This window comes from Anaerococcus hydrogenalis, assembly GCF_002871895.1.
GTDB lineage: Bacteria > Bacillota > Clostridia > Tissierellales > Peptoniphilaceae > Anaerococcus > Anaerococcus hydrogenalis.
Window position 1 is genome coordinate 83,259 of sequence record NZ_PNHP01000002.1, and the last position, 21,062, is coordinate 104,320.

The 21,062-nt window shown below is 32.6% G+C and carries 25 protein-coding genes and 2 pseudogenes; 1 reads left to right on the forward strand and 26 read right to left on the reverse strand.

The window, feature by feature from the left end; all coding sequences use genetic code 11:
* Positions 1-32 precede the first annotated feature (32 nt).
* From CJ192_RS03355 to CJ192_RS03395, 11 genes and pseudogenes are all read right to left on the reverse strand, one after another.
* The gene (locus tag CJ192_RS03355) at positions 33-1,877 is read right to left on the reverse strand and encodes a heavy metal translocating P-type ATPase (protein ID WP_244897274.1); all 1,845 of its coding nucleotides are present in this window, start codon (positions 1,875-1,877) and stop codon (positions 33-35) included.
* 15 nt (positions 1,878-1,892) lie between these two features.
* Positions 1,893-2,114 (reverse strand): cation transporter, encoded by a 222-nt coding sequence (locus CJ192_RS09550; protein ID WP_003145146.1) that lies wholly within the window; start codon positions 2,112-2,114, stop codon positions 1,893-1,895.
* Positions 2,115-2,259: 145 nt separating this feature from the next.
* The gene (locus CJ192_RS03360; RefSeq protein WP_003145044.1) at positions 2,260-2,628 is read right to left on the reverse strand and encodes an ArsR/SmtB family transcription factor; all 369 of its coding nucleotides are present in this window, start codon (positions 2,626-2,628) and stop codon (positions 2,260-2,262) included.
* A 165-nt stretch (positions 2,629-2,793) separates the two neighbouring features.
* A pseudogene (locus tag CJ192_RS09435) lies at positions 2,794-2,889 on the reverse strand (DUF1413 domain-containing protein); the annotation flags it as partial.
* A 386-nt stretch (positions 2,890-3,275) separates the two neighbouring features.
* Complete coding sequence (locus CJ192_RS09570) at positions 3,276-3,575, reverse strand: hypothetical protein (protein ID WP_316071357.1); 300 nt, start codon at positions 3,573-3,575, stop codon at positions 3,276-3,278.
* Positions 3,576-3,692: 117 nt separating this feature from the next.
* Positions 3,693-3,884 (reverse strand): annotated as a pseudogene (locus tag CJ192_RS09575) (recombinase zinc ribbon domain-containing protein); the annotation flags it as partial.
* A gap of 15 nt (positions 3,885-3,899) precedes the next feature.
* The gene (locus CJ192_RS09580) at positions 3,900-4,841 is read right to left on the reverse strand and encodes a recombinase family protein (RefSeq protein WP_425319619.1); all 942 of its coding nucleotides are present in this window, start codon (positions 4,839-4,841) and stop codon (positions 3,900-3,902) included.
* On the reverse strand, positions 4,831-5,247 hold the full coding sequence (locus CJ192_RS03380) for a recombinase family protein (protein ID WP_102197769.1): 417 nt from the start codon (positions 5,245-5,247) through the stop codon (positions 4,831-4,833). Before CJ192_RS03380 ends, CJ192_RS09580 begins: the two co-directional genes overlap by 11 nt.
* A complete protein-coding gene (locus tag CJ192_RS03385) occupies positions 5,247-6,803 on the reverse strand; it encodes a recombinase family protein (protein WP_102197770.1) in 1,557 nt (518 codons plus the stop codon). The genes CJ192_RS03380 and CJ192_RS03385 overlap by 1 nt, the downstream gene beginning before the upstream one ends.
* 59 nt (positions 6,804-6,862) lie before the next feature.
* The gene (locus tag CJ192_RS03390) at positions 6,863-7,072 is read right to left on the reverse strand and encodes an SHOCT domain-containing protein (protein WP_102197771.1); all 210 of its coding nucleotides are present in this window, start codon (positions 7,070-7,072) and stop codon (positions 6,863-6,865) included.
* A 167-nt stretch (positions 7,073-7,239) separates the two neighbouring features.
* Positions 7,240-8,085: a SinI family restriction endonuclease gene (locus tag CJ192_RS03395; RefSeq protein WP_219721366.1), complete on the reverse strand. Its 846-nt coding sequence runs from the start codon at positions 8,083-8,085 to the stop codon at positions 7,240-7,242.
* Positions 8,086-8,198: 113 nt separating this feature from the next.
* Here CJ192_RS03395 and CJ192_RS03400 point away from each other — a divergent pair, with 113 nt between their 5' ends.
* The gene (locus CJ192_RS03400) at positions 8,199-9,578 is read left to right on the forward strand and encodes a DNA cytosine methyltransferase (protein ID WP_102197772.1); all 1,380 of its coding nucleotides are present in this window, start codon (positions 8,199-8,201) and stop codon (positions 9,576-9,578) included.
* A gap of 141 nt (positions 9,579-9,719) precedes the next feature.
* On the opposite strand, the gene CJ192_RS03405 is transcribed toward CJ192_RS03400, so the two are convergent.
* From CJ192_RS03405 to CJ192_RS03470, 15 genes are all read right to left on the reverse strand, one after another.
* Positions 9,720-10,529, reverse strand: coding sequence for an N-acetylmuramoyl-L-alanine amidase (locus CJ192_RS03405; RefSeq protein ID WP_102197773.1), 810 nt, complete (start codon positions 10,527-10,529; stop codon positions 9,720-9,722).
* Positions 10,530-10,931: a phage holin family protein gene (locus tag CJ192_RS03410; protein ID WP_102197774.1), complete on the reverse strand. Its 402-nt coding sequence runs from the start codon at positions 10,929-10,931 to the stop codon at positions 10,530-10,532.
* A gap of 1 nt (position 10,932) precedes the next feature.
* A complete protein-coding gene (locus tag CJ192_RS03415) occupies positions 10,933-12,291 on the reverse strand; it encodes a hypothetical protein (RefSeq protein WP_102197775.1) in 1,359 nt (452 codons plus the stop codon).
* A 4-nt stretch (positions 12,292-12,295) separates the two neighbouring features.
* A complete protein-coding gene (locus CJ192_RS03420; RefSeq protein ID WP_102197776.1) occupies positions 12,296-14,152 on the reverse strand; it encodes a hypothetical protein in 1,857 nt (618 codons plus the stop codon).
* A complete protein-coding gene (locus CJ192_RS03425; protein WP_102197777.1) occupies positions 14,152-14,514 on the reverse strand; it encodes a hypothetical protein in 363 nt (120 codons plus the stop codon). Before CJ192_RS03425 ends, CJ192_RS03420 begins: the two co-directional genes overlap by 1 nt.
* The gene (locus CJ192_RS03430; RefSeq protein ID WP_102197778.1) at positions 14,514-17,741 is read right to left on the reverse strand and encodes a phage tail tape measure protein; all 3,228 of its coding nucleotides are present in this window, start codon (positions 17,739-17,741) and stop codon (positions 14,514-14,516) included. The genes CJ192_RS03425 and CJ192_RS03430 overlap by 1 nt, the downstream gene beginning before the upstream one ends.
* A gap of 82 nt (positions 17,742-17,823) precedes the next feature.
* Positions 17,824-18,177: a hypothetical protein gene (locus CJ192_RS03435; RefSeq protein ID WP_102197779.1), complete on the reverse strand. Its 354-nt coding sequence runs from the start codon at positions 18,175-18,177 to the stop codon at positions 17,824-17,826.
* Positions 18,177-18,554 (reverse strand): hypothetical protein, encoded by a 378-nt coding sequence (locus tag CJ192_RS03440; protein WP_102197780.1) that lies wholly within the window; start codon positions 18,552-18,554, stop codon positions 18,177-18,179. The genes CJ192_RS03435 and CJ192_RS03440 overlap by 1 nt, the downstream gene beginning before the upstream one ends.
* A 77-nt stretch (positions 18,555-18,631) precedes the next feature.
* Positions 18,632-18,796 carry a hypothetical protein gene (locus CJ192_RS09280; protein WP_002834868.1) on the reverse strand — a complete coding sequence of 55 codons (165 nt, stop codon included), beginning with the start codon at positions 18,794-18,796 and terminating at the stop codon, positions 18,632-18,634.
* A 17-nt stretch (positions 18,797-18,813) separates the two neighbouring features.
* A complete protein-coding gene (locus tag CJ192_RS03445) occupies positions 18,814-19,170 on the reverse strand; it encodes a hypothetical protein (protein ID WP_102197781.1) in 357 nt (118 codons plus the stop codon).
* Positions 19,170-19,766 carry a major tail protein gene (locus CJ192_RS03450; protein ID WP_102197782.1) on the reverse strand — a complete coding sequence of 199 codons (597 nt, stop codon included), beginning with the start codon at positions 19,764-19,766 and terminating at the stop codon, positions 19,170-19,172. Before CJ192_RS03450 ends, CJ192_RS03445 begins: the two co-directional genes overlap by 1 nt.
* Positions 19,759-20,085, reverse strand: coding sequence for a hypothetical protein (locus tag CJ192_RS03455; protein ID WP_102197783.1), 327 nt, complete (start codon positions 20,083-20,085; stop codon positions 19,759-19,761). Before CJ192_RS03455 ends, CJ192_RS03450 begins: the two co-directional genes overlap by 8 nt.
* A complete protein-coding gene (locus CJ192_RS03460; protein WP_070611488.1) occupies positions 20,078-20,458 on the reverse strand; it encodes an HK97 gp10 family phage protein in 381 nt (126 codons plus the stop codon). Before CJ192_RS03460 ends, CJ192_RS03455 begins: the two co-directional genes overlap by 8 nt.
* Positions 20,455-20,787 (reverse strand): phage head closure protein, encoded by a 333-nt coding sequence (locus tag CJ192_RS03465; protein ID WP_102197784.1) that lies wholly within the window; start codon positions 20,785-20,787, stop codon positions 20,455-20,457. Before CJ192_RS03465 ends, CJ192_RS03460 begins: the two co-directional genes overlap by 4 nt.
* On the reverse strand, positions 20,787-21,059 hold the full coding sequence (locus CJ192_RS03470; protein ID WP_102197785.1) for a head-tail connector protein: 273 nt from the start codon (positions 21,057-21,059) through the stop codon (positions 20,787-20,789). Before CJ192_RS03470 ends, CJ192_RS03465 begins: the two co-directional genes overlap by 1 nt.
* Positions 21,060-21,062: the final 3 nt, after the last annotated feature.

Here is a 21,062-nt window from a genome sequence, read left to right on the forward strand (position 1 = left end):
GTATCATTCAAGGGGTGAATAGGAAAAATAGTTTATAGATTCCTTACATTCAAAGCTCTAAAAGCATTTAATACTGCAATGATAGTTACACCTACATCTGCAAATATAGCTGCCCACATAGTAGCTATTCCAAAAGCACTCAAAATAAGAACAATTATTTTTATTCCAATTGCAAATACTATGTTTTGATGTGCAATTTTTAGTGTCTTTTTAGAAATCTTCATTGCAGTAGCAATTTTCGATGGCTCATCGGTCATAATTACAACATCAGCAGCTTCAATGGCCGCATCAGAACCTAAACCACCCATTGCTATTCCAATGTCTGCACGAGCTAATACAGGTGCATCATTGATTCCGTCACCAACAAAGGCAAGCTTACCTTTTTTAGATTTTTGCGAAAATAATTCTTCTAGTTTTTCAACTTTGTCTGCTGGCAACAGTTCTGCATAAACCTTATCAAGACCAAGCTCTTTAGCAACTTTTGAACCAATACTTTTATTATCACCTGTCAACATAACTGTTTGTTTAATATTAGCTGCCTTAAGTTCCTTGATTGCTTGTGCTGAATCTTCCTTTACCTCATCGGCAATTACAATGTAACCTATATATTTGTTATTAACAGCAACATGTACAATAGTACCGATCAGCTCTCCCTTGAAATAAGGGATATCCATCATTTTCATAAGTTTGATATTTCCTGCCATAACCTTTTTGCCATCTACTGTTGCAATAACACCATGACCTGATATCTCTTCTACATCTGAAATACGTCCATTGTCTATTTCTTTGCTATATGCACGTTTCAGTGAAAGTGAAATCGGATGATTGGAATAGCTTTCCGCATGTGCAGTTAATTCTAGTAGCTCTTCTTTGGAAACTCCTTCTGGATGAATTTCCTGTACATTAAATACACCTTTCGTTAGTGTTCCAGTTTTATCAAAAACAACAATTTCAGTTTCTGCTAATGCCTCTAAATAATTACTACCCTTGACTAAAACACCTTTTTTTGAGGCTCCACCTATTCCACCGAAGAAACTCAAAGGAATTGAAATAACTAAAGCACACGGACAGGATACCACAAGGAATGCTAGTGCTCTATATATCCAATCACTAAAAGTCGCCCCGTCTATAACAAGAGGTGGTATAATAGCTAGAAAAACTGCAATTATAACCACAACCGGTGTATAATATCTCGCAAACTTCGTAATAAATTGTTCTGAATTGGATTTTTTACTACTTGCATTTTCAACTAAATCAAGAATTTTACTTACAGTAGATTCTCCAAATTCCTTGGTAACCTCTGCTGTAATAACCCCATTAATGTTGATGCACCCACTTAGGATATCACTTCCAACTTCTACTTCACGAGGAACAGATTCGCCTGTTAGTGCCGATGTATCAATCATTGAACTTCCCTCAATTACCTTGCCATCAAGAGGAATTTTTTCTCCTGCTTTAATTACAATAATATCTCCAATTTGTACTTCATCTGGGTCAACTTTGACAAGTTCATCACCTTTTTTAACATTTGCATAATCTGGTCGAATATCCATAAGGCTTGCAATTGACTTTCTCGACTTGCCAACTGCATAGCTTTGAAACAGTTCTCCAACTTGATAAAACAGCATAACTGCAACACCTTCAGGATACTCACCAATAAAAAATGCACCAATTGTTGCAATACTCATTAAAAAACTTTCATCGAAAACTTGACCTTTAAAAATATTTTTTACAGCTCTTTTTACAACATCTCCACCTACAATAATGTAACTTATTATAAAGAGAGCAATCTGTAACCATTCGTTATTTAAACTAAGCAATACTGCTGTAGCTAACACGGCTGCACCAATAATTATTCGCCATAGTCGTTTTGTCATACTAAATAGCCTCCTTTAAGCCTTTTTCATAGTTGTATCGGGTTCGATTTTTTTAACTATTTTTTCGGCCTCTGCTATTATTGTTGGCATTTTTTCATCCTCACCATCAATAACGAGTTTTGTGGTCATAAAGTTAACAGTAGCTTCTTTCACTCCATCAAGCTCATTAATAGCCTTTTCCATTTTTGCCGCGCAATTTGCACAATCTAAACCTTCAAGTATAAATTTCTTTTTCATTATTAAATCCTCCTAAATATTATTTGTAATTTTATTTTGAATACTACAAGTCTTTTTCAAATTTTCTTGAAGCATTGCTCATTTGAAATGAAGACTTAAATATATTCCCAAATATCTTCAAAAAATATTCTATTCTACCGCATTACTACTTCTCGTTGATATGGATTAGACCTTGGTCAAATATTTCTCTTACATGATCATCAACTAATGAATAATATACTACTTTGCCTTCTTTTCTGTTTTTCACTAAATTAGCTTGTTTTAAGACTCTCAGCTGATGGGAAATTGCTGATTGTGTCATGTTAAGTAATACAGCGATATCACAAACACACATTTCAGCTTCATGTAAAGCCCATAATATCCTGATTCGTGTTGAATCTCCAAATACTTTAAATAATTCTGCTAGATCATAAAGGCTTTCTTCTTGAGGCATTTTATCTCTAACTTGATTTACAATATCCTCATGAATTACATTGCAGTCACATCTTTCAATTGAATTAAATTTTTTAGTCATATTATGACCTCCTTTTAAACCATTTCATCTGAATACTTGGACAATCATTCATATGTTGTATATTTATTATATTATTGTTTTTCTCTTGTGTCAATAGTTATATGAGCATTTATTCAAGTGTTCTTTTATATTATTTAAAATATCTCAAAAACATCTACTAAGACATTAGTACAGTCCTTTCTTTCTCGGTATCCTGTTCCATACATATCCTTTAAACAAATCCTTAAAAATAAAGACTTCTCCTTCGTACAAGTTTTCGGTTTCTTTAACAGCTTATTACATCACTCATGTGGTCAACTCCTTATCAATAACCTTATAAACAACATTTTTGATAATATCACATGTATAAATCATGTAAAAGTCAATGCAAAAACCGCCAATCAAGAGAACCTAACTCTTAATTGACGGTTTATATTAGTATTAAATCATACTTCCATTTCAATTCCAGATTTAAAGCATATTACAAAGTGGTCATCATAAACACTAACATTCTGGATAATCTTCCTTACTAGGGTATCATCATATGTTTAAAATATAAAACGAAATTTATTCAAACAAAACCATAAACTGAACTTTCAATCCAATCTTGTAGTAGGTCATATGTCATGTATTATATAAAGCAAAAACAGCCCTATATCTAGAGCTGTCTATTTGCTAATCTCGAATTCCAATCCTGATTTGAATATCACTTTAAGCTTCTTTTCATATACTACTATCTTGTCTACTAGTTTCCTTACTAAATCTTTATCGTACCTTTCTATTTCTAATTCTTGATTGTCTAAAAACTCTTCTAGTTCCTTTAGTCTACTTTGTTCATTCTTATCTTCCGCCATTTCAAGGAGTACCTTTTCTTTCTCATTCCTTAATTCTTCCACTTTGTCTGCAAGCTCTGTATAATCTTTCTTGGCATTAGCTACTTTTAAAAGTTCTTCTTGCACCTCAAGCATTTCTTTGTCTATTTCTTCTATCTGCCTACTTCCATCACCTGTGATGGCTTTTTCTATATTCTCTTTAATTATTTCTTTTAATTCACTACTTTCCGATATAAGCTGATTGATGGCTTCTACGACTGCCTCTTGTAGGTCTTCTTCTTTTATGGTTCTTGCTTCACATGCTTCTGGTCCATGGGTTACTCTTGTACAACATCTCCAAACAGTATATTTCTTTCCTCTATTATTCCATGCTATTCTCCTGTAAATATCCCCACATTTAGAGCAGTAGACAATACTTGAAAGAGCGTATTTGCTGGAATAAATTCTTCTTTTTCCTTTTCAGCTCACCATATTGGCTCGCCTAGCCATTTCTTCTTGGACTCGCATGAAGATTTCTTTAGGTATGATGGCTTCATGGCTATTTTCTACATAATATTGAGGTGCTATTCCATCATTTTTTACTCTTTTCTTATTTAGAAAATCCACTGTATAAGTCTTTTGTAAGAGGGCATCCCCCATATATTTCTCATTAGTTAATATTTGATTGAGGTTTGATACATGCCATTTCTTATTTCCTGCTCCATTTACTATCTTATCTTTTTCAAGTCCAACTTTTATGTCTCTTAGGCTTGCTCCTTCTAAATATTCTCTGTAGATCCTTTTTACTATTTTTGCTTCTTCAGGAACAATGATAAGTTTTCCATCTTCGTCTTTTGTATAGCCTAAAAATCTATTATGGTTTACCTGGACTTGGCCTTGTTGAAATCTGTATTGAAAACCTAACTTCACATTTTGTGATAAGGACTGACTCTCCTGTTGAGCAAGAGATGCCATAATGGTAAGGAGAACTTCTCCCTTGGCATCCATGGTGTTGATGTTTTCTTTTTCAAAGTAAACTGGGATGTTGTTTTCTTTTAGTTTACGAATATACTTTAAGCAGTCTAGTGTGTTTCTAGCAAACCTAGATATGGACTTTGTAATGATGTAGTCAATATTTCCTTCCATGGCTTCTTCAATCATTTTATTAAAGCCAGCTCTTTTCTTGGTATAAGTTCCACTGATTCCTTCATCAGAAAAAACTCCCGCAAATTCCCAATCTGGATTTTTCTTAATATAGTTTGTGTAGTGGTCTACTTGAGTGTCATAAGAAGTTGCCTGTTCATCACTGTCTGTCGATACCCTTGCATAGGCTGCCACCCTTAGTTTCTTCTTTTCTGATTCCTTGATGGAATTTCCTTTTTTCTTCTTCGCTGGTATGACTATAACCTTACTATTCATCATCTACCACCTCGATTAACCTGTACTTATAACTCGCTCGTTCAAAGGGGTCTAGTGGTAGAACTCCTTCTTCTCTATATCTAAACTTACAAGGAACTTTAATAATCTTCTCTTCCTTTTCCCAAACTCGTCCCATGGCTACTGCCCTTTCCTTTAAAATTTGACCTGCCTTTTCAAAACTTTCTCTATCTATTATCTTCGGATAGATTTCATTTCCTAAATACTTTTTATTGGTTAGGATTCTTTTAACGCTGGAGTTATTTTTCTGTGATCCTGCAAGTTCTGCCGACTTTATAAGGGCATTTCCAGCAAGATAGTTTTTAAAGATTTTTCTTATATTCTCCGCTTCATTTTCTTGAATTTCTAATCTTCCATCTCTTATGGTATAGCCATAACATAACCTAGACATTATTTTTTCACTTCCTCTCTAAGTACAAGTACACACTTTAAATAAAAATCAAGAGTCTCTCTATTAACAACTTGAATGTTGTCAATGATTTCTTCAAATAAGTCCACTTCAAAGTGATCTATCATTTTGCTTTTATCTAAGATTCCTATTAGTTTTTCAAGCTCTCTTATTTCTTCATCATTTCCAAGGATGGCTTTTTTGCTTCTTTCCTTTTCCTTGAGTAGGTTTCTTTCTTCATTTGAAATCTCACTAATTTCTTTGGTATAAATACTTGTATCTAAAACTCCTGATGTTATCAGTTTGTTTAAGACCTCTTTTCTTTCCTTTAATTTTTCTAAGCTTTCTTCTATTTTTTCTATCTTCTTGACTTCTTCTCTGCTGTCCACTCTTTTTAAGGATTCTAAGAGTGGTGTAAGGATTTTATCTTTTCCAAAGATTAGCTTATTGACTAAAGTTACAAAAGCTAGTTTTATGTCCCTGTCTTTAATAAACTTCATGGAGCACTTGTTGATATCTTTTAGGTGTTCACTACAAGTCCAAGCTATATATTTTTCTTTTCCATTATAGTGATGTCTTCTCTTAAAGCTTGAACCACACTCGCCACACTTGATTTTCCCCGATAGGCTATATCTATTTTGATATCTTTTAGTGTCTTTTCCGTTTCCTTTTGCTATAGCCCTTATCTTTATTAATTCTTGTACTTTGCCAAAGTCCTCTCTACTTACTATGGCTTCATGGTTATCTATTATCTTATACTGGTCTTCCTCTCCCTTATTTTTATGTCTATTATAATTTTCATCTGTATAAGTCTTTTGATAGATGACATCACCTATATATTTTTCATTTTTTAAGACTCCATTTATAGTCGACCCATGCCATTTTGCTCCTTTTTGTCCTTTAATCTTTCTTTTATTTAGGTTCTCTGCTATTTTGTGTGTTCCCTTACCTGAAAGATACTGTTCAAATATTTCTTTTATGATTTTTCCTTCTTCTTCATTCACTACCATCTTTCCGTCTATATTCTCATAGCCATAGGGTGGGCTTGATATAATAAAAGTTCCATTTTGAAATCTCTTCTTTATGGACCACTTATTATTTTCTGAAATAGACCTGGACTCACTTTCTGCAATGGATGAAAGTATGGATAACATCAACTCGCTTTCCATGGTTCTTGTATCAATGTTTTCTTTTTCAAAATAGATACCAATATTTAAATCAAGGAGTCTTCTTACGATTTCCAAACAGTCTGTTGTGTTTCTTGCAAGCCTTGAGATTGATTTGGTTAGGATAAAGTCTATTTCCCCTTCTTCACAGTCTTTTAACATTTTTAGAAGTTCATCCCTGCATTCTTTCTTTGTTCCTGTGATGCCTTCGTCAAAATATAGACCTGCAAAAGTATATGACTTGTTCTCTGCAATCATCTTTTCGTAGTGTGCTTTTTGCGTTTTAAGACTCACAAGCTGAGCTTCCTCATCTGTCGATACTCTTGCATAGGCAGCAACTCTTAATATAGATTCTTCTTTTTGATTTGATTCTATTTTTGTTATCTTTTTCATCGTCTCACCTCTCTTTCTCTTAGTGCTATATTCCCGTACAAATGAGTATATATCAAGTCTTATAGCAATAATTCTGAAAGAATAGGTCTAAATTTTTTTATGTTTTCTCTTCTAATTTTCCTATATTCTTCAAGGCTAATTTCATCTAAAAGAAAGAGATCCTGGATGAACTTATCTGATAGATAGAAATTAAGCTCTGCTTTTAAATCTCTTTCTGTATATTCAGTTTTTAAAATTTCTTTTCTACCTTCAAACTTTTCTACTCTCATGCTCCACCTCCTATATCACAGGCAAAGAAATCAAGGCTATTTTTAACCTTAGTTTTCTTTTCTCTATATTCCTTAAGACATATAGAGGGGTTTTGAGTAAGATTTCTAACAAAAAAAAATAGAGGAACATTTCCTCTATTAACATAAATTGCAATATTTTTTAAATATTATATGCTCTCAACTTCAGTGGATGAGTTTGCATGAATAAATTTAAGATACAAATTTTCATTTAATTTTTCTACAGCCGAATTTATTTTTTCAACAGTAACTTGATCAGTTATCTTTGTGTGAGTTAATACTAGTTCTTTTAAACTTTCCCAATTTGGAATTGGCTTACTTAAATCTACACTGTCTGGTCTATTCAACCTATTCCACTTTATAATTGTAGTTCCACTCCTAATTGCAGAGCTAGAGCTATTTTCAGTGTTGTATTTATTCTTTACCTGTAGCATAACAGAATCATTTTTACTATCATCATAATCTAACAAACAAAAATCAATGGCTCTAAATACAGAACCAGAACACCAAATCCATCCTATAGGCTCTAAAATTATAGATAAATACTCTTCTAAAATTGCTCCATTAAAGTTTTCTGCACTCATATAAATAGCATGTCCATAGATATATTTTTCTAAATCATCAGCTGATGCCTTTGTAACTTTTTCAACTCTAGTTGTTAATGCAGCATCTCTTTCCATATAAGTTTTTAATTTCTTTTCTGTAGAAGGCTGTAATCTCTCATTTATAAATCGTCTTATCCATTTTTTAAAATAATCCTCTGATATGTCATCTATATCTATATTATGATGTAAAGACACAAAGAGTTCAGGATTATAATTAATAGCATAGCTAAAAAGCTCATCTATAGATTTTAGCCATGACTCCTTAATTTGTATTTTGTTTTTTGAATATTCTTCTTTTAGACAATTTTTTGCTTTTTGAAATCCTTTCCTTGCTTGCTCAATTGTAATATTTTTATCTTCCATTGTTTTTACGTAAGTTTGCTGTACCATTAAATTCCTCCTAAAGTCACAATCTAATCAAATTATATCAGATTTAATGCTAAACCGCTAAAAATATGGTATAATGATATGGGTCTAAAAATAGTTTCGTTGAGGAGGCTAAATTGATATTTAATACAAAAGAAGCTTCTGATAAATTAAAAATTTCAGAGCAATATGTTAGAAAACTTATTAAAGATAAAAAATTAAATGCTTCAAAAGATGAAGATAAAAATTGGATTATTTCAGAAGAATCAATACAAAATCTTTTACAGGAAAGAACCTTTGTTGTTAATCCTGATAATTTTATTAGAAAAGAGAATTCAATACCTAAAGTAACAGCAATCTCATTCTTTTCTGGAGCTATGGGCTTGGATATAGGGCTTGAAAATGTTGGAATAAAACCTTTAATAGCTGTTGAAAATAATAAAGAAGCAAGAGCTACCATCATAAACAATCACAAAAATATAGGTTTATTGGACGATATTAATAAATGTGATAGAGAATTGATATATAAATATGCAAACCTACCCCAGAATCATAAGATAGATATATTCGTCGGCGGCCCACCCTGCCAAGCTTTCTCAACTGCAGGGAATAGAAAAGGCTTTGAGGATTCTAGAGGAAGTGTGCTAATAAAATACGTTCAATTAATAAAAGAAGTAAAACCAAGGTATTTTGTTTTAGAAAATGTACGTGGGCTATTGACTACAAAAGCTATACTGCCCGAGAACAATAACGTACCTATAAAAGGTGCAGCACTACACTATATAAAAGATACACTGGAAAAATCTGGATATTCTATATCGTTTGAGCTATACAACGCCATGTATTTTGGCGCCCCACAAAGTAGGGAGAGATTTGTGATTATTGGTAAGCTAAATGGATCTAAACCAGAATATCTTACCCCCACTAATTCAGATGATAAAAGTTTAGGGCTTAAACCTTTAGTAAATTTATCAGATGCAATTTCAGATATACAAGAAAAAGAAATGAACTATGTGGAAATACCAAAAGCCAGAAAAGAATGGTTTAAAAAAATTCCTGAAGGAGGAAACTGGAAATCATTAAATGCCGATGACCAAAAAAAAGCTATGGGCAATAAATATAATATGGGTGGCGGAAAAACTGGATTTTTTAGGAGATTAAGTTTCGATAAACCTAGTCCAACTTTGGTTACTTCACCAATAATGCCAGCTACTGATTTGATTCATCCTACAGAACTTAGAGCACTATCTATAGAAGAATACTCTCGAATACAAGGTTTCCCCGACGATTATAAATTTTTTGGAAGCATTATGGAACAATATAAACAAATTGGAAATGCTGTACCTATTAAATTAGGAGAAGCTATTGGAAAAACTATCCTCAATGATATGAATGGTTTAAAAACTAATAAATATAAAAATTTTAGATATTCTAGATATAAAAATACTTCCGACGAAATATTTGAAAAACTATACGTTGATAATTTAAATAAAGAGTTTACAATATTCAATCTTTAATTTTAAGTTGAACAATCCCTTATAAATTTAATACGAAAGAATATTCTTTATGTATTATTTAAATCTTTCTTTATATAGTCAAAAACATTGAAATAGCAAAAATGCCTGTACTATAAATTGGCACAGGCATTTCTTGTTATATTAAACTAGTTGATTTACTCTTCTCTGAATAACATAATAATCATATCCAGCTTGAGTTAACCCACTTTTTCTTTCTTCTCCATTTCCCCATTTACCATTTATAACTTCTTTTGCTAATTGGTCGATTGTCTTTCCAACTGGATGTATTATCTTGCCATTAGCATCGAATACTTTCAGTCCAAATCTATCTGCACATCTTTTGGCATTTTCTAAATTTTTAAATGCTCCTTTTTGACTTTTAGAATCAGACCATGATTTTCTAACTCTATATAAAACACCTACTGGTTTACTAGCAGTCTTATTGCCTCTTAGTCTTTTATTAACCTCGCTTGCTATATATGGAAACTTGCTACCTAGATATGGTCCTGGACAATTTGTGTTTGAATACCACTCATGCTTTTGAAGAACACCATCTTTTCCTCCTGTATAGGTGCAAGGATAAATTCCATTTCTTTTACATATGTCTGTTACTAAATCAATTAGTCTATTTAAAACGTAATCAGAAACTAACCACTGAGGTCCTCTAGTAGAGTTTCCTACTTCAATTGTTACTGCTTGGTTGTCACACCATCCAGATGAGGTTGTCCATGCTCTATTGCTTTCATCAACTCCTAAAACAATAACTCCGTCTGAACCTAAATTATAATTGGCAGATGCTTGTCTTGATTTTGGAACAAAAATTCTCGCTAGATTTCTGCCACTTATAACCCCAGCCGCATGATGTATAGCTATTTTTGTAATCTTTTGATTTCTTCTTCCACTATGGTTTGGTGAGAGAATCGTTGCTTGTATTAATGGGCTATTACTCATTTATTTTTCCTCCTTGAATTGTTTTAATATTTCCTTTAATTTTTCTGGTACTGGCAAGCCTAGAGCCACGGAATTTTCTAAAATAGAAAGTCCTTCATTTGCGATATAAAAAAAGATGATGGCTGTTCTTATCATTGTTCCATCACCTTTAATTAAATTTACATCACATAGATTTGCTATGCCTACAACTATAAAAATCATAATCTTTTTTGCTATCCCTTTAAATCCTATGGATGAGGATAGCTTTCTTTCGACACCCGCTCTTAAAACTCCTGTCAAATAGTCAGCTATTACAAAAGCTAGTAGTGTATAAATAAAAGCATCAACGCTTCCAAGAAAAAATCCTAGACATCCTCCAATCGCTGTAAATAAAACTTTCATTGTTTCTAATACTTTATTCATGTCATTCCTCCTCTGTTAAAGTATATGTTATTTTCATTGTCTTATCTGCCGTCTTTAGTATTGGACTTGATAAATTATTGATAGTTCCTAGATATGGAGTATGAAGATATAGTTCTTTAAATAAATCATTACCGCTACCATCATACCCAACACAAAAAACTCCAACATTTATTAATGGCGCTCCAGATGACAGTAAATTAGAGTCTTTAATTACAGTAGCTTGATCATTTTTATCTACTATATAATGTCTAGAGAAAATAAAATCTCCAACTTTACCCATTTGCCCATACGAACTTGTATATTCTTCGTACAAATCTATTTTTGATATGTCAGCTGGGTTATTAATATTAATCTTAATTATATGCTGTTGTCCATATTCTAATGCATATAAGTATCCATTCCTAACAACACTATGTTTTGATACTGAATTTGATCTTAAATCATAACTAGCTAAATTAAACATCTCGATTCCATCTAAAGTCCAATAATCTATTTTAAAAGAATAATCATCTTTTTTTATCTTTACTCTATTAAGATAGGATTTATTATCTCTATTATCAGAAATAAAACCGTAGTAATAGCCATCCTCCCCATCAAAAAAATTAACATAACAATTATCTCCAAAATAAATATTTTTATAAAAATCGTCAATTTTTATAGTTGTTTTTTCTATATTTTTTTTGCTTTTTATAATGATCTCATCACTTAAACCTATACTAGATATAGGTTCATCAATTTTAAGAATTTCAATTGATTTATCTTTTAATGGCCAAATAGAAATTATTGTATTTTCTTTAACATTGTATTCTACGATCCCTAAGTATGAATGTAAGCAATCATAACTTAAACTTACTTTTTGTGTCATATTAAGTTTTTCACAACAACACGACCCCTGGCTATCTCCATAGTAATGCTTACCACCCAAATAATGTGTCAGTGCTAAAGATGATATTTTACCATTTGCTTGACTAGTAGAAAAATCCCAAATAAATTTATATCCATTTTCTAGTTTCATTGTTTCAACAAGGTTTGCTGAGCCCCTTTTCTTTTCATCAGTAGTATTTACATTATTAGATGCATAACCTGTTATAGGATTACTCGCATCAGCGAAGTATTTATTAGCATCTTCTTCTAATCTATCTTCAAAAAGTAAAATCCCACCATAACATTTATTTGCTATAGGAAAAATTTCATCACTTAAAATATAATAATTCTCTTTATTAACTGGATACATTAATCCAGAAGGATTTAAACTAAGTAAATCTCTAACTGCATTTGTTACTAGATTTTCATCTTCATAAGTCTCTTTTTCATTAGTATTTACATTAGTTAATTCAATAACTGACTTCCCTTTAAGCATAACTTTATACCTCCTTATTTTTAATTTCAGTAGTTATTTTATCTTTGTAATTTCCTAATTTAATACCGTTGAACTTAAATCTTTCTACTTTTTCCTTAAATTCAGTTTTAGTTGGTTCTTGTTTTTCAACCTTATAGTAATCTAACAAATTACTAAATAAAAATAAATTAGAAAAAGTAAATTTCTTCCAAGATTCTTCTATTTTAATTTTTCCATCCCAAGCCTCTGTAGAACCTAGAGATTGACCAGATATAGCTGCAATAGCATTATCTTTACTTATCATAGCTTGACCTGATTCAAGCCTAATTAATACTGAGAAATTGTTCATAGTTTTCTCTTGTAGTTTAGTCAATGGATAAAAAAGATTTAGAATGTGGTCACCACTGAGGTAGGTTTCTTTTGGAATGTGATGTTCTATTTTCGTATCATTAAAAACATAAGTAATAACAAGCCTTGTTGGTATTTCTATATTTTCAATATAGTTTAATTCCTCTATCTCTTCTTTTCCTTCAAACTTTGGAGGGTTATATGATTTACCTTCATTATTTAAAATCTCTACTTGTTTCTTAACCTTCCTTGATATCTTTCTAGTCTTTTCTTCGGTATCACAAATTATATTTAACAAGATAGACGCATTAAAAATTGCCTCCGTTTCTTTATTGGAGGCAAATTCTATACGAATTATTGGCGTGTCAGTGGTAGAAAGATTGAAGGCAGTGTAATTAGAATAGGCATGAACTACTAATTTTTCAGATTCAATCTGATTTAACAGCCCTACTATATTCTTATCATTCTTGCTTTTAGCCTTTGATAGATATGGATTCTTCCCAACTCCTAAAATTCTGTGCTTACCATTTATCTTGTATTCAATGTCAGTAGTAAGCCCTTCAATCTTTTCTTCTTCGTAAGAGATAGCTATCCTATCTCCAACATCAAGGCTTGGGTCTCCTATAGTTACCATGTCAAAAGGTGTGTGATGAATCTTACAAATTTCAGTAAGAAGAACCTCACACATTCTTTTTCTTTTTTCTGGAAGTCCTAATTGCATAAGTGGATTTATTCCAAGATTCATAGTTAGGCCATCATCATTTTCTAAAGAATAGTATTCAGCTATTTTAGTCTTAGCATTTGTTGAATTGATAGCTGTATATCTTGTCTTAAAATCTGATATTGATGAAGAAAATCTTTCTCTCGTTTTAATTTCTGTGGATATACTTTCTGCATATTTCTTTAAAATTAATTTCCCATCACGACTAATCCCAGCAAAAGCACCTAGTGTCGATCCTATATAGTGAATAAAGTCCCTATAAGTTTCTATATCATGGTCTTGATAAATTGCTAAGACTTCCTCTCCATTTACAAAAGCTTTTACCTCATCTTCTGTCATACCTAGTTCTACCTTGCACTTCTCACATGATAGTGTAAGTAATTCAAAAGCTGTACCAAAAGTATCCGTAACTGGAAAGTTCTTATCAAACCTAAGCATATAGTCATAGCCTTTTAATTCTAAAATTTTCTTAGACCTATTTGCCTCAGTAACATCAAATATTCCCATCGGTATGGTTTCAATCTTTTTATTTTCTAATTCTTGATGATAAAAAAGTTCTAATTTGGAATCCTCTAAAGAATACCTATCTATATCTGAAAAAAGGCTGATTCCAAACTCCCCTGCATAAACTGTACCTATTTCAAGTTCAGAAGATCCAGAGCAAGAACGATGGATGTACCCAGAACCTTTTAAAATATCCTTATTATTAAAAGGAATTGTCGTTCCATCTTCTAATATGATGTTTCCCGTCCAGTAAAATTTACGAGAGTTCTTTTTTATAACTGTTTTATATTCTTCACTTGTTGGATACATTAGTACTCCTCCAATGAAAAAGATACTTCCCACAATCCTTTATAAGAAGTATCTTTTATTAATTTGACTTGAAACTTGTCTATATACATTTGTGTCTCTTTAAGTTCCAATGTTTCTGTATCTAAATATTTAACTTTAAGATTAGACTTATTAGCAAAACTGCTTAAGGTCTTTACAAGTTTAGGGCTACATGAAAAACCTACAGATATACTTGCTACTTTATTTCTAACAATATCCCTCTGAATTGTACCTGCCTCTGTCTCTCCTCCAGTATCTGCCTCTATGTCTCTAAAACCTAAATCATAAGAATTTGGTAGAGGCATATCTACTCCTTCAATAATTAAATATGATTGATATTTCATTACCTACCTCCACTCCTTAAATTCTTACGCATTGATGCATTGACAATAACTTCATCAAGGAGTGTACCTCCAAGATAAACTGGGATGACAAGATCTCCAGTATTTTCAGATTTTAAATTGATATTTGCAAGTGCATCGGATATTTGTCTTCCTATATCAATTCCGTTTAAAGCTGATTCTTTATAATATCCACCCATACCAACAGCTGATATATTTGGACTTAAAACCATATCGCTTGCCACATTTTTCATAGAAGATTGAACTATTCTCCTACTCTTTTCAATTCCTTTTGATAAGCCTTCCATAAAGTCTGGCATCCATGATTCGTAGTCGGTAAGTGGACCAACATCTGGTACTGAAAAGTGTAAGTAAGATCTAATTGTTGATGCAACATTAGATACAGCAGATATTACATTACCTATTGCATTTGAAATCCCTCTAGCAATTCCATTAATCATATCGGCTCCCCATGTGTAGGCTTGTGATGCAAGATTTCTAATGAAGTTCACTGCATTATTAAACCCATTTCTTATACTAGATAAAATATTCGACATACTAGAAGAAATAGCTGACTTCATTGAATTAAATGCAGATGAAACAGCTGATTTTGCAGAATTAACTGTTGATGAAATAGTAGCCTTGATGCTATTCCAAATATTAGACACTAATGACTTAATTCCATTTAAAACTCCAGATATAAATAACTTTATAGCATTCCAAACATTCATAACTATTGATTTAATAGTATTTAAAACTGATTGAATTACTGTTTTTATATTATTCCAAGATGTGGATATAAATGTTCCTATGGCAGTGATTACTGTAGTCAAGAACGTTTTTATCCCATTCCAAATAGTCTCAGCCTTTACTTTAATAGCATCAAGAACTGTTGAAATTAAAGTCTTTATACTTTCCCAAATAGTCCTAATAAATTCTCCAACTGCTGTAAATACTTCTGTTGTTTTAGTTGATATAGATGTCCATATATTGGTAAAAGTAGTTTGAATCCCAGTCCAAAGGCTTGTAAAGAATTCTCCTATACTTTGCCATAGACTCTTGGCTCCCTCAATGAAGGTATTCCAAGATTCAGTTAGAAAAGTTGTTATTGTAATCCATATACTATTCCAAGTTTCTAAGATTCCACTCCATAGATTAGCAAAGAAATCTTTTACTCCTTGCCAAAGTGTTTTTATGCCTTCTACAAAAGCAGTCCATAGTTCAGAAATAAAAGTCGTAATATTTGTCCATGCTGTAGACCAAGACTCAGATATTCCTTGCCATAGATTTGTAAAGAAATCTTTTATACCGTTCCAAATTCCAGATACTCCTTCAATAAAGCTAATCCATAAGCTTGATATAGTAGTTGTAATAGTAGTCCATATAGCATTCCAAGACTCACAAATTCCATTCCAAAGATTGGCAAAAAACTCTTTAATTCCTCCCCATATTTCCTTACAGGATGATACAATCGAGTTCCATGTATTAACAAGAAATTCTTTTATTGTATCCCAATTTTTTATGATTAAGGGAATAAGAATCGTCGCAATAGCAACGATAGCTGCTACTATTGGATGAGCCATAATAAGTCCACTTAAAGCAGTAAACGCTCCTTTCAAAACACCAAACACTTTAGCAAGTCCAAGCATCGCTGGTGTCGCACCAGTTGTTATTCGCCCAGAAAGAATAGACATAGCGCCTGTCACTGTTCCAATAACCGCTGCTACTTTTGAGATAATAAGCAAGACTGGACCAATGGCAGCAAGAATTCCGGCAAATATTAAAATGAATTTCTGAACTTCTGGAGGTGCATTTGAAATTGCTGTTATAACATCAGTAATCTTTTCTACAAATTTTGTAAGTGCCGGAACAACTAAATCTCCAAAACGAACAGATAGAGTTTCAAGTGCCCCTCCTAATGCCTCAATCTTTGATGAAAGATTATCTTGCATCACATCAGCCGTTTCTTTCGCAATTCCACCTGCGTTTTTCATAGATGCTGATATTTTGTCATACTCTTCTTGACTCATATTAAGAAGTGAAAGTAAACCTGCTTGACCTTCTTTGCCAGCAATTACTGTAGCATAATATGCCTTCTGCTCATCGCTTAAACCAGAGAATGATGTTCTCATTCCTCTTAAGATTTCATCAAGAGACTTAAACGATCCATCTTGATTGGTTATCTTGATACCTAACTCATCCATAGCACCTTGCATATCTTTAGTAGGTTTAATCATATTTGTTAAAGAGTTTTTAAGTGAAGTACCAGCTTGTGAGCCCTTAATACCGGACATGGACATTGCTGTAATTGCAGAAGTTACTTCTTCAATATTAAAGCCCATAGAATTTGAAAGTGGTGCTATATATTTAAAAGACTCGCCTAGGTCATTTATACCTATTGTTCCAGCATTGGCCGCTTGAGTTAATACATCAGCTACTCTTCCAGACTCAGATGCTTTCATATTAAATCCAGATATGGCATCAGCTACAATGGTTGCAACTGAACCAAGATTTTCTCCAGATGCAGCTGACGCATCAAGTACGCCTCCTACACCTGTTAATATATCCTTAGTAGACCATCCTGCCTTTGCCATTTCAGTCATAGCCTCTGTTACCCCACTAGCGCTAAAAGAAGTAGACTCACCAAGTTGAAGAGCTTTTTCTTTAAGTTGAATTAGGTCCTCACCAGTTGCACCTGTTATCGCCTTTACAGAGGACATTCCCTTTTCAAAGTCTGCTGCTGTTTTTAGCCCCAAGGCCCCTACGGCCACAATTGGTGCTGTAACCTTGGTAGTCATTTCTTTTCCAACTTCTCCTGTAACCTTAGATATCTTCATAGAAGAGTCCGAGATGTTCTTAAAGGCTTTACCAGTTTTTGATGCTTGTTGCTCTAGAGATTTCAAGGAGTTTTCAGTTTCAATAATTTCTCTTTGAAGGGCATCATATTGAGCTTGAGAAATATCACCACGAGCAAGAGCTGCATTTGCCTGTTCACTTGCAAGTTTAAGGGACTCTAACTTTTCTTTTGTTTCTTGAATAGATTGAGATAGAAGTTTCTGCTTTTGTGAGATAAGTTCAGTATTTCCTGGATCAAGTTTAAGAAGTTTACTAACATCACGTAATTCTGACTGAGTGTGCTTTATTTCTGTATTTACAGATTTAAGTGCGTCTTGAAGTTTGGTAGTATCCCCACCAATCTCAACAGTTATCCCTTTTATTCTATTTGCCACTTGACCGCCTCCTTCCTAAAAATGGACATGAAAAAAACACCTACTATTTTGTAAGTGCTTTTTGAATTTTCTTTAAACTATTTTATTTTCTGAATAATTTTGATGCAAAAGTTAGTATGTCTCTTGCTGTTTCAAAACTATCTTTCTCAGTATCATTTTGACCGTCATCCCAATGTCTTAGGAAGTCTCTATCAATACGAATACCGTTCTCATCAGAATGAAAAGTATATGTATCTTCTTCATTCACACGATATGTGTCTTCCGAATCAAATGATTTGTAAGATGACCTATATGTCTTAGTCGTTCCATCAAGCTTTTCTCTGTTTTCAACCAGATACTCTAAATCTTCAATTTCATGATCCTTAAACCTACCATTAGCTAAATTAACATATTTGCTTAGTTTCTCTTTTCTTGACTTTTTTTCTTTCTTATCCATTACAAAGTACCTCCCTCACGAAAATTTAATTCATCATTCCAATTTTCCTCAAGTATCTCTTTTAATTTCAGTTTTAAAGATTTAGAAATCTTATACGAATTTATTTTTAACAATATAGATTCCTTAGTTTCACCTTTTTTTACTAATTCTTTAACTACTTGAACAAATATCTTTTCAAATCCATATTCAGAAATAGCTTGAGATATTAGTCCAATTAATCCTAATGTTGCTATTCCTCCTATCATACCAAAAGGGCCAATTGCACACAGGGCTGCTGTGATTGCTGCCGCTCCCACATATCCAGTTGCTCCTATAGCTAACAATAGCACTAATCCAGGAACTCCCAAAGCAACAATTTTTGAAACGATTTTATCCATGAACCTTGCTCCTATAGAAATTCAAATTTATCTTTTATATACTACCCTTATTATACCATGTCTACTCAAGGTTTAAATTAAAACTTATCGAAGTCTTCTTGTGTGGCTACTTCCTTGTATTTATATTCATCGTTATTTTTTTCTGTGAACATATCATTTACAAGTCCAATTGTTAGTAGGGATAAATCAGAAACAGAAAGACCAAGTTCCACTGCCCTTAATAAAAATAAGGGTGTAGTCATTGGTCTTTCTGTTGGTCTTACTTTTTTTTAGGAATTTCTTCCGACTTTATGTTAAGTCCCCATAACTCAATTAGCTGAGGGAGAATTTGATAAATGGAAAAGGTTGAGAAATTATCTAACCATTCTTCTGGACTATCTGGCACAGATTTATCTCCATGTTTTGCCATTACATAGGCTATATTTTCAAATAGTTCTAATGAACCTATGTCAAGATTAGATTTATCTTTATCATTTTTCTTCATAGACTTTTCTAGTTCCATCAAGTCTTTAAAGATGTCTCGACCAAACTTTAATCTATAGATTCTTGGAATAGCTGCCGATGCACGAAATATAACATCTTTTCCATCTATTTTTATAGTTTTTGTTAATGCCATTATCTACTACCTCCTGTTGTCCTTGCCACAGAAGATGAAGTTTCTATTGGAAGATAAACTGATTTATACCAACCGTCATAAGTTTCCTTAGTTGTCTCATCACTTGTTCTAGCCTTTACATTTCCATTTGGAAGTGGTCTTGCTTGAATAGATAAAGTTTCTGGTTGAACTTCTCTTGATTCCTCATTTGTTTCTCCTTCAAGAGTAGGTCTTGCTGCCGAGCAGTTATACATGACATGACGGATTTTCTTTTGGTCTCCATCAAACTCAAAAAGAAGTGCAAAGTTTGCAGTTTCAGAATTTGAAGACTCAATAAGAACTTTGTTAGAGTCTGATTTTTCCATCAAAACATCAGTCCTAAAAGATTCAGGAATAAGGGCGATTTCTAAATCACCATCATAGCCCATATTGTTTGAAATAGTGTAGTATTCAATTCCATCTGCATAAAAGCTTTCAGGCTCTCCATTTGGATCTAACGAAATTGATACAGCACCAGGCATTGGCACTGGTGCCTTATATTTAATAACGCCCTCTTCAGCTTTATCGAATAGAGCGTAGTGAACGTTACAAATATTAAATTTAACTTTATTAGCCATTTTTTACCTCCATAGTAAATTCATAGCGAACTTCATAGAGTCTTTCTGACTCAATCCAAACTTCAGATTTTTCATAATAAATTTCTTCTCTATCAAGTATCTCTTCTATTTTTTCTTCTAGTTTTAAATCTTTCTTATCAGTATAAAGTTCTAAGTCTATCTGTGTGTTTTTATAAAAAACCACTCCATCTGCACCAAAGTGTTTATTCTTTGGAAATAGATATACCATAAATGGTGGATCTGGACTTTCTCCCTCAGCAAAGTGCGAATATGCAAAGGGAAGTCCTATATCTTCAATTATTTTTAATAGCCTATCCATCTTGTAATTTCCTCATTATGTTTTCTTCCAATTCTCTAACTCCTTTCTCTTCAGCTGGTCCAATATGAGGTTTAGCAGACACTCTTCCACCCTGTCTTAGTACATGTCCTTTCTCTAGCAAATGAGCCAGTTGGTATCTATTTCTTGAATGGACTACGAGTTCTATTGAGTTTGAAGTTTCTTTCATAGTTTTTACAGACCAAGACTTAGAATATTTCTTTGTTTCTCCTACAGGTGCATTTTCTTGTATGTCTTTTCTAATATTGCTACCAGCTTTTTTGACTTCCTTTTTGACTTCATCTGTTGCCATATCAGAATATTCTTCTAAGCCTTTCATTATTTCACTGGCAAGGTTTTCAATTTTTACATTCATCTACTCACCTTCCTACACCTAAACTTTATAAATCTATTTTTATAGTTCATAAAGTCAATTGAGATAATATTGTATATTTCATCTTCAAATATAATTCTGTATTCTGAAGTGTTAATATTCTTTAACCTATTTTGAAATCTCACAGTAAAAGAAATATCCGACCTGTCTACTTCCATCCCAAGAAAAACTTCTTCTCCTTTACCTTGAAAAGATATATAGGCTGAAGTTTCTAGATATTCTGTCCATACTGATTTATGGTTACCAATTTCATCTACCTCAACATTTTTATTTTGAAAGGTTATTTTTCTATTTAAATCCGATATCTTCATTAGAATTCAGCCTTTCTCATTCCAAATAATAAAGCCCTTAGAGTTAAGTTTAATTCAGCATAATCTGCCTCTTCTCTATGCTCATAAAGATAAGCAGTCATATAGAGGACGGCTATCTTTCCATTTGGATTTTTAGAAAGTTCTTCTTCACTATCAACCCTGGCTACATCCATGGAGTGCTTTATTGATGATTGGATGAGAGAATTAATTATCTCATCCTCATCATCAAAATCCACCCTTAAATATGATTTTGCCTCCTCAAGAGTAATCATAAT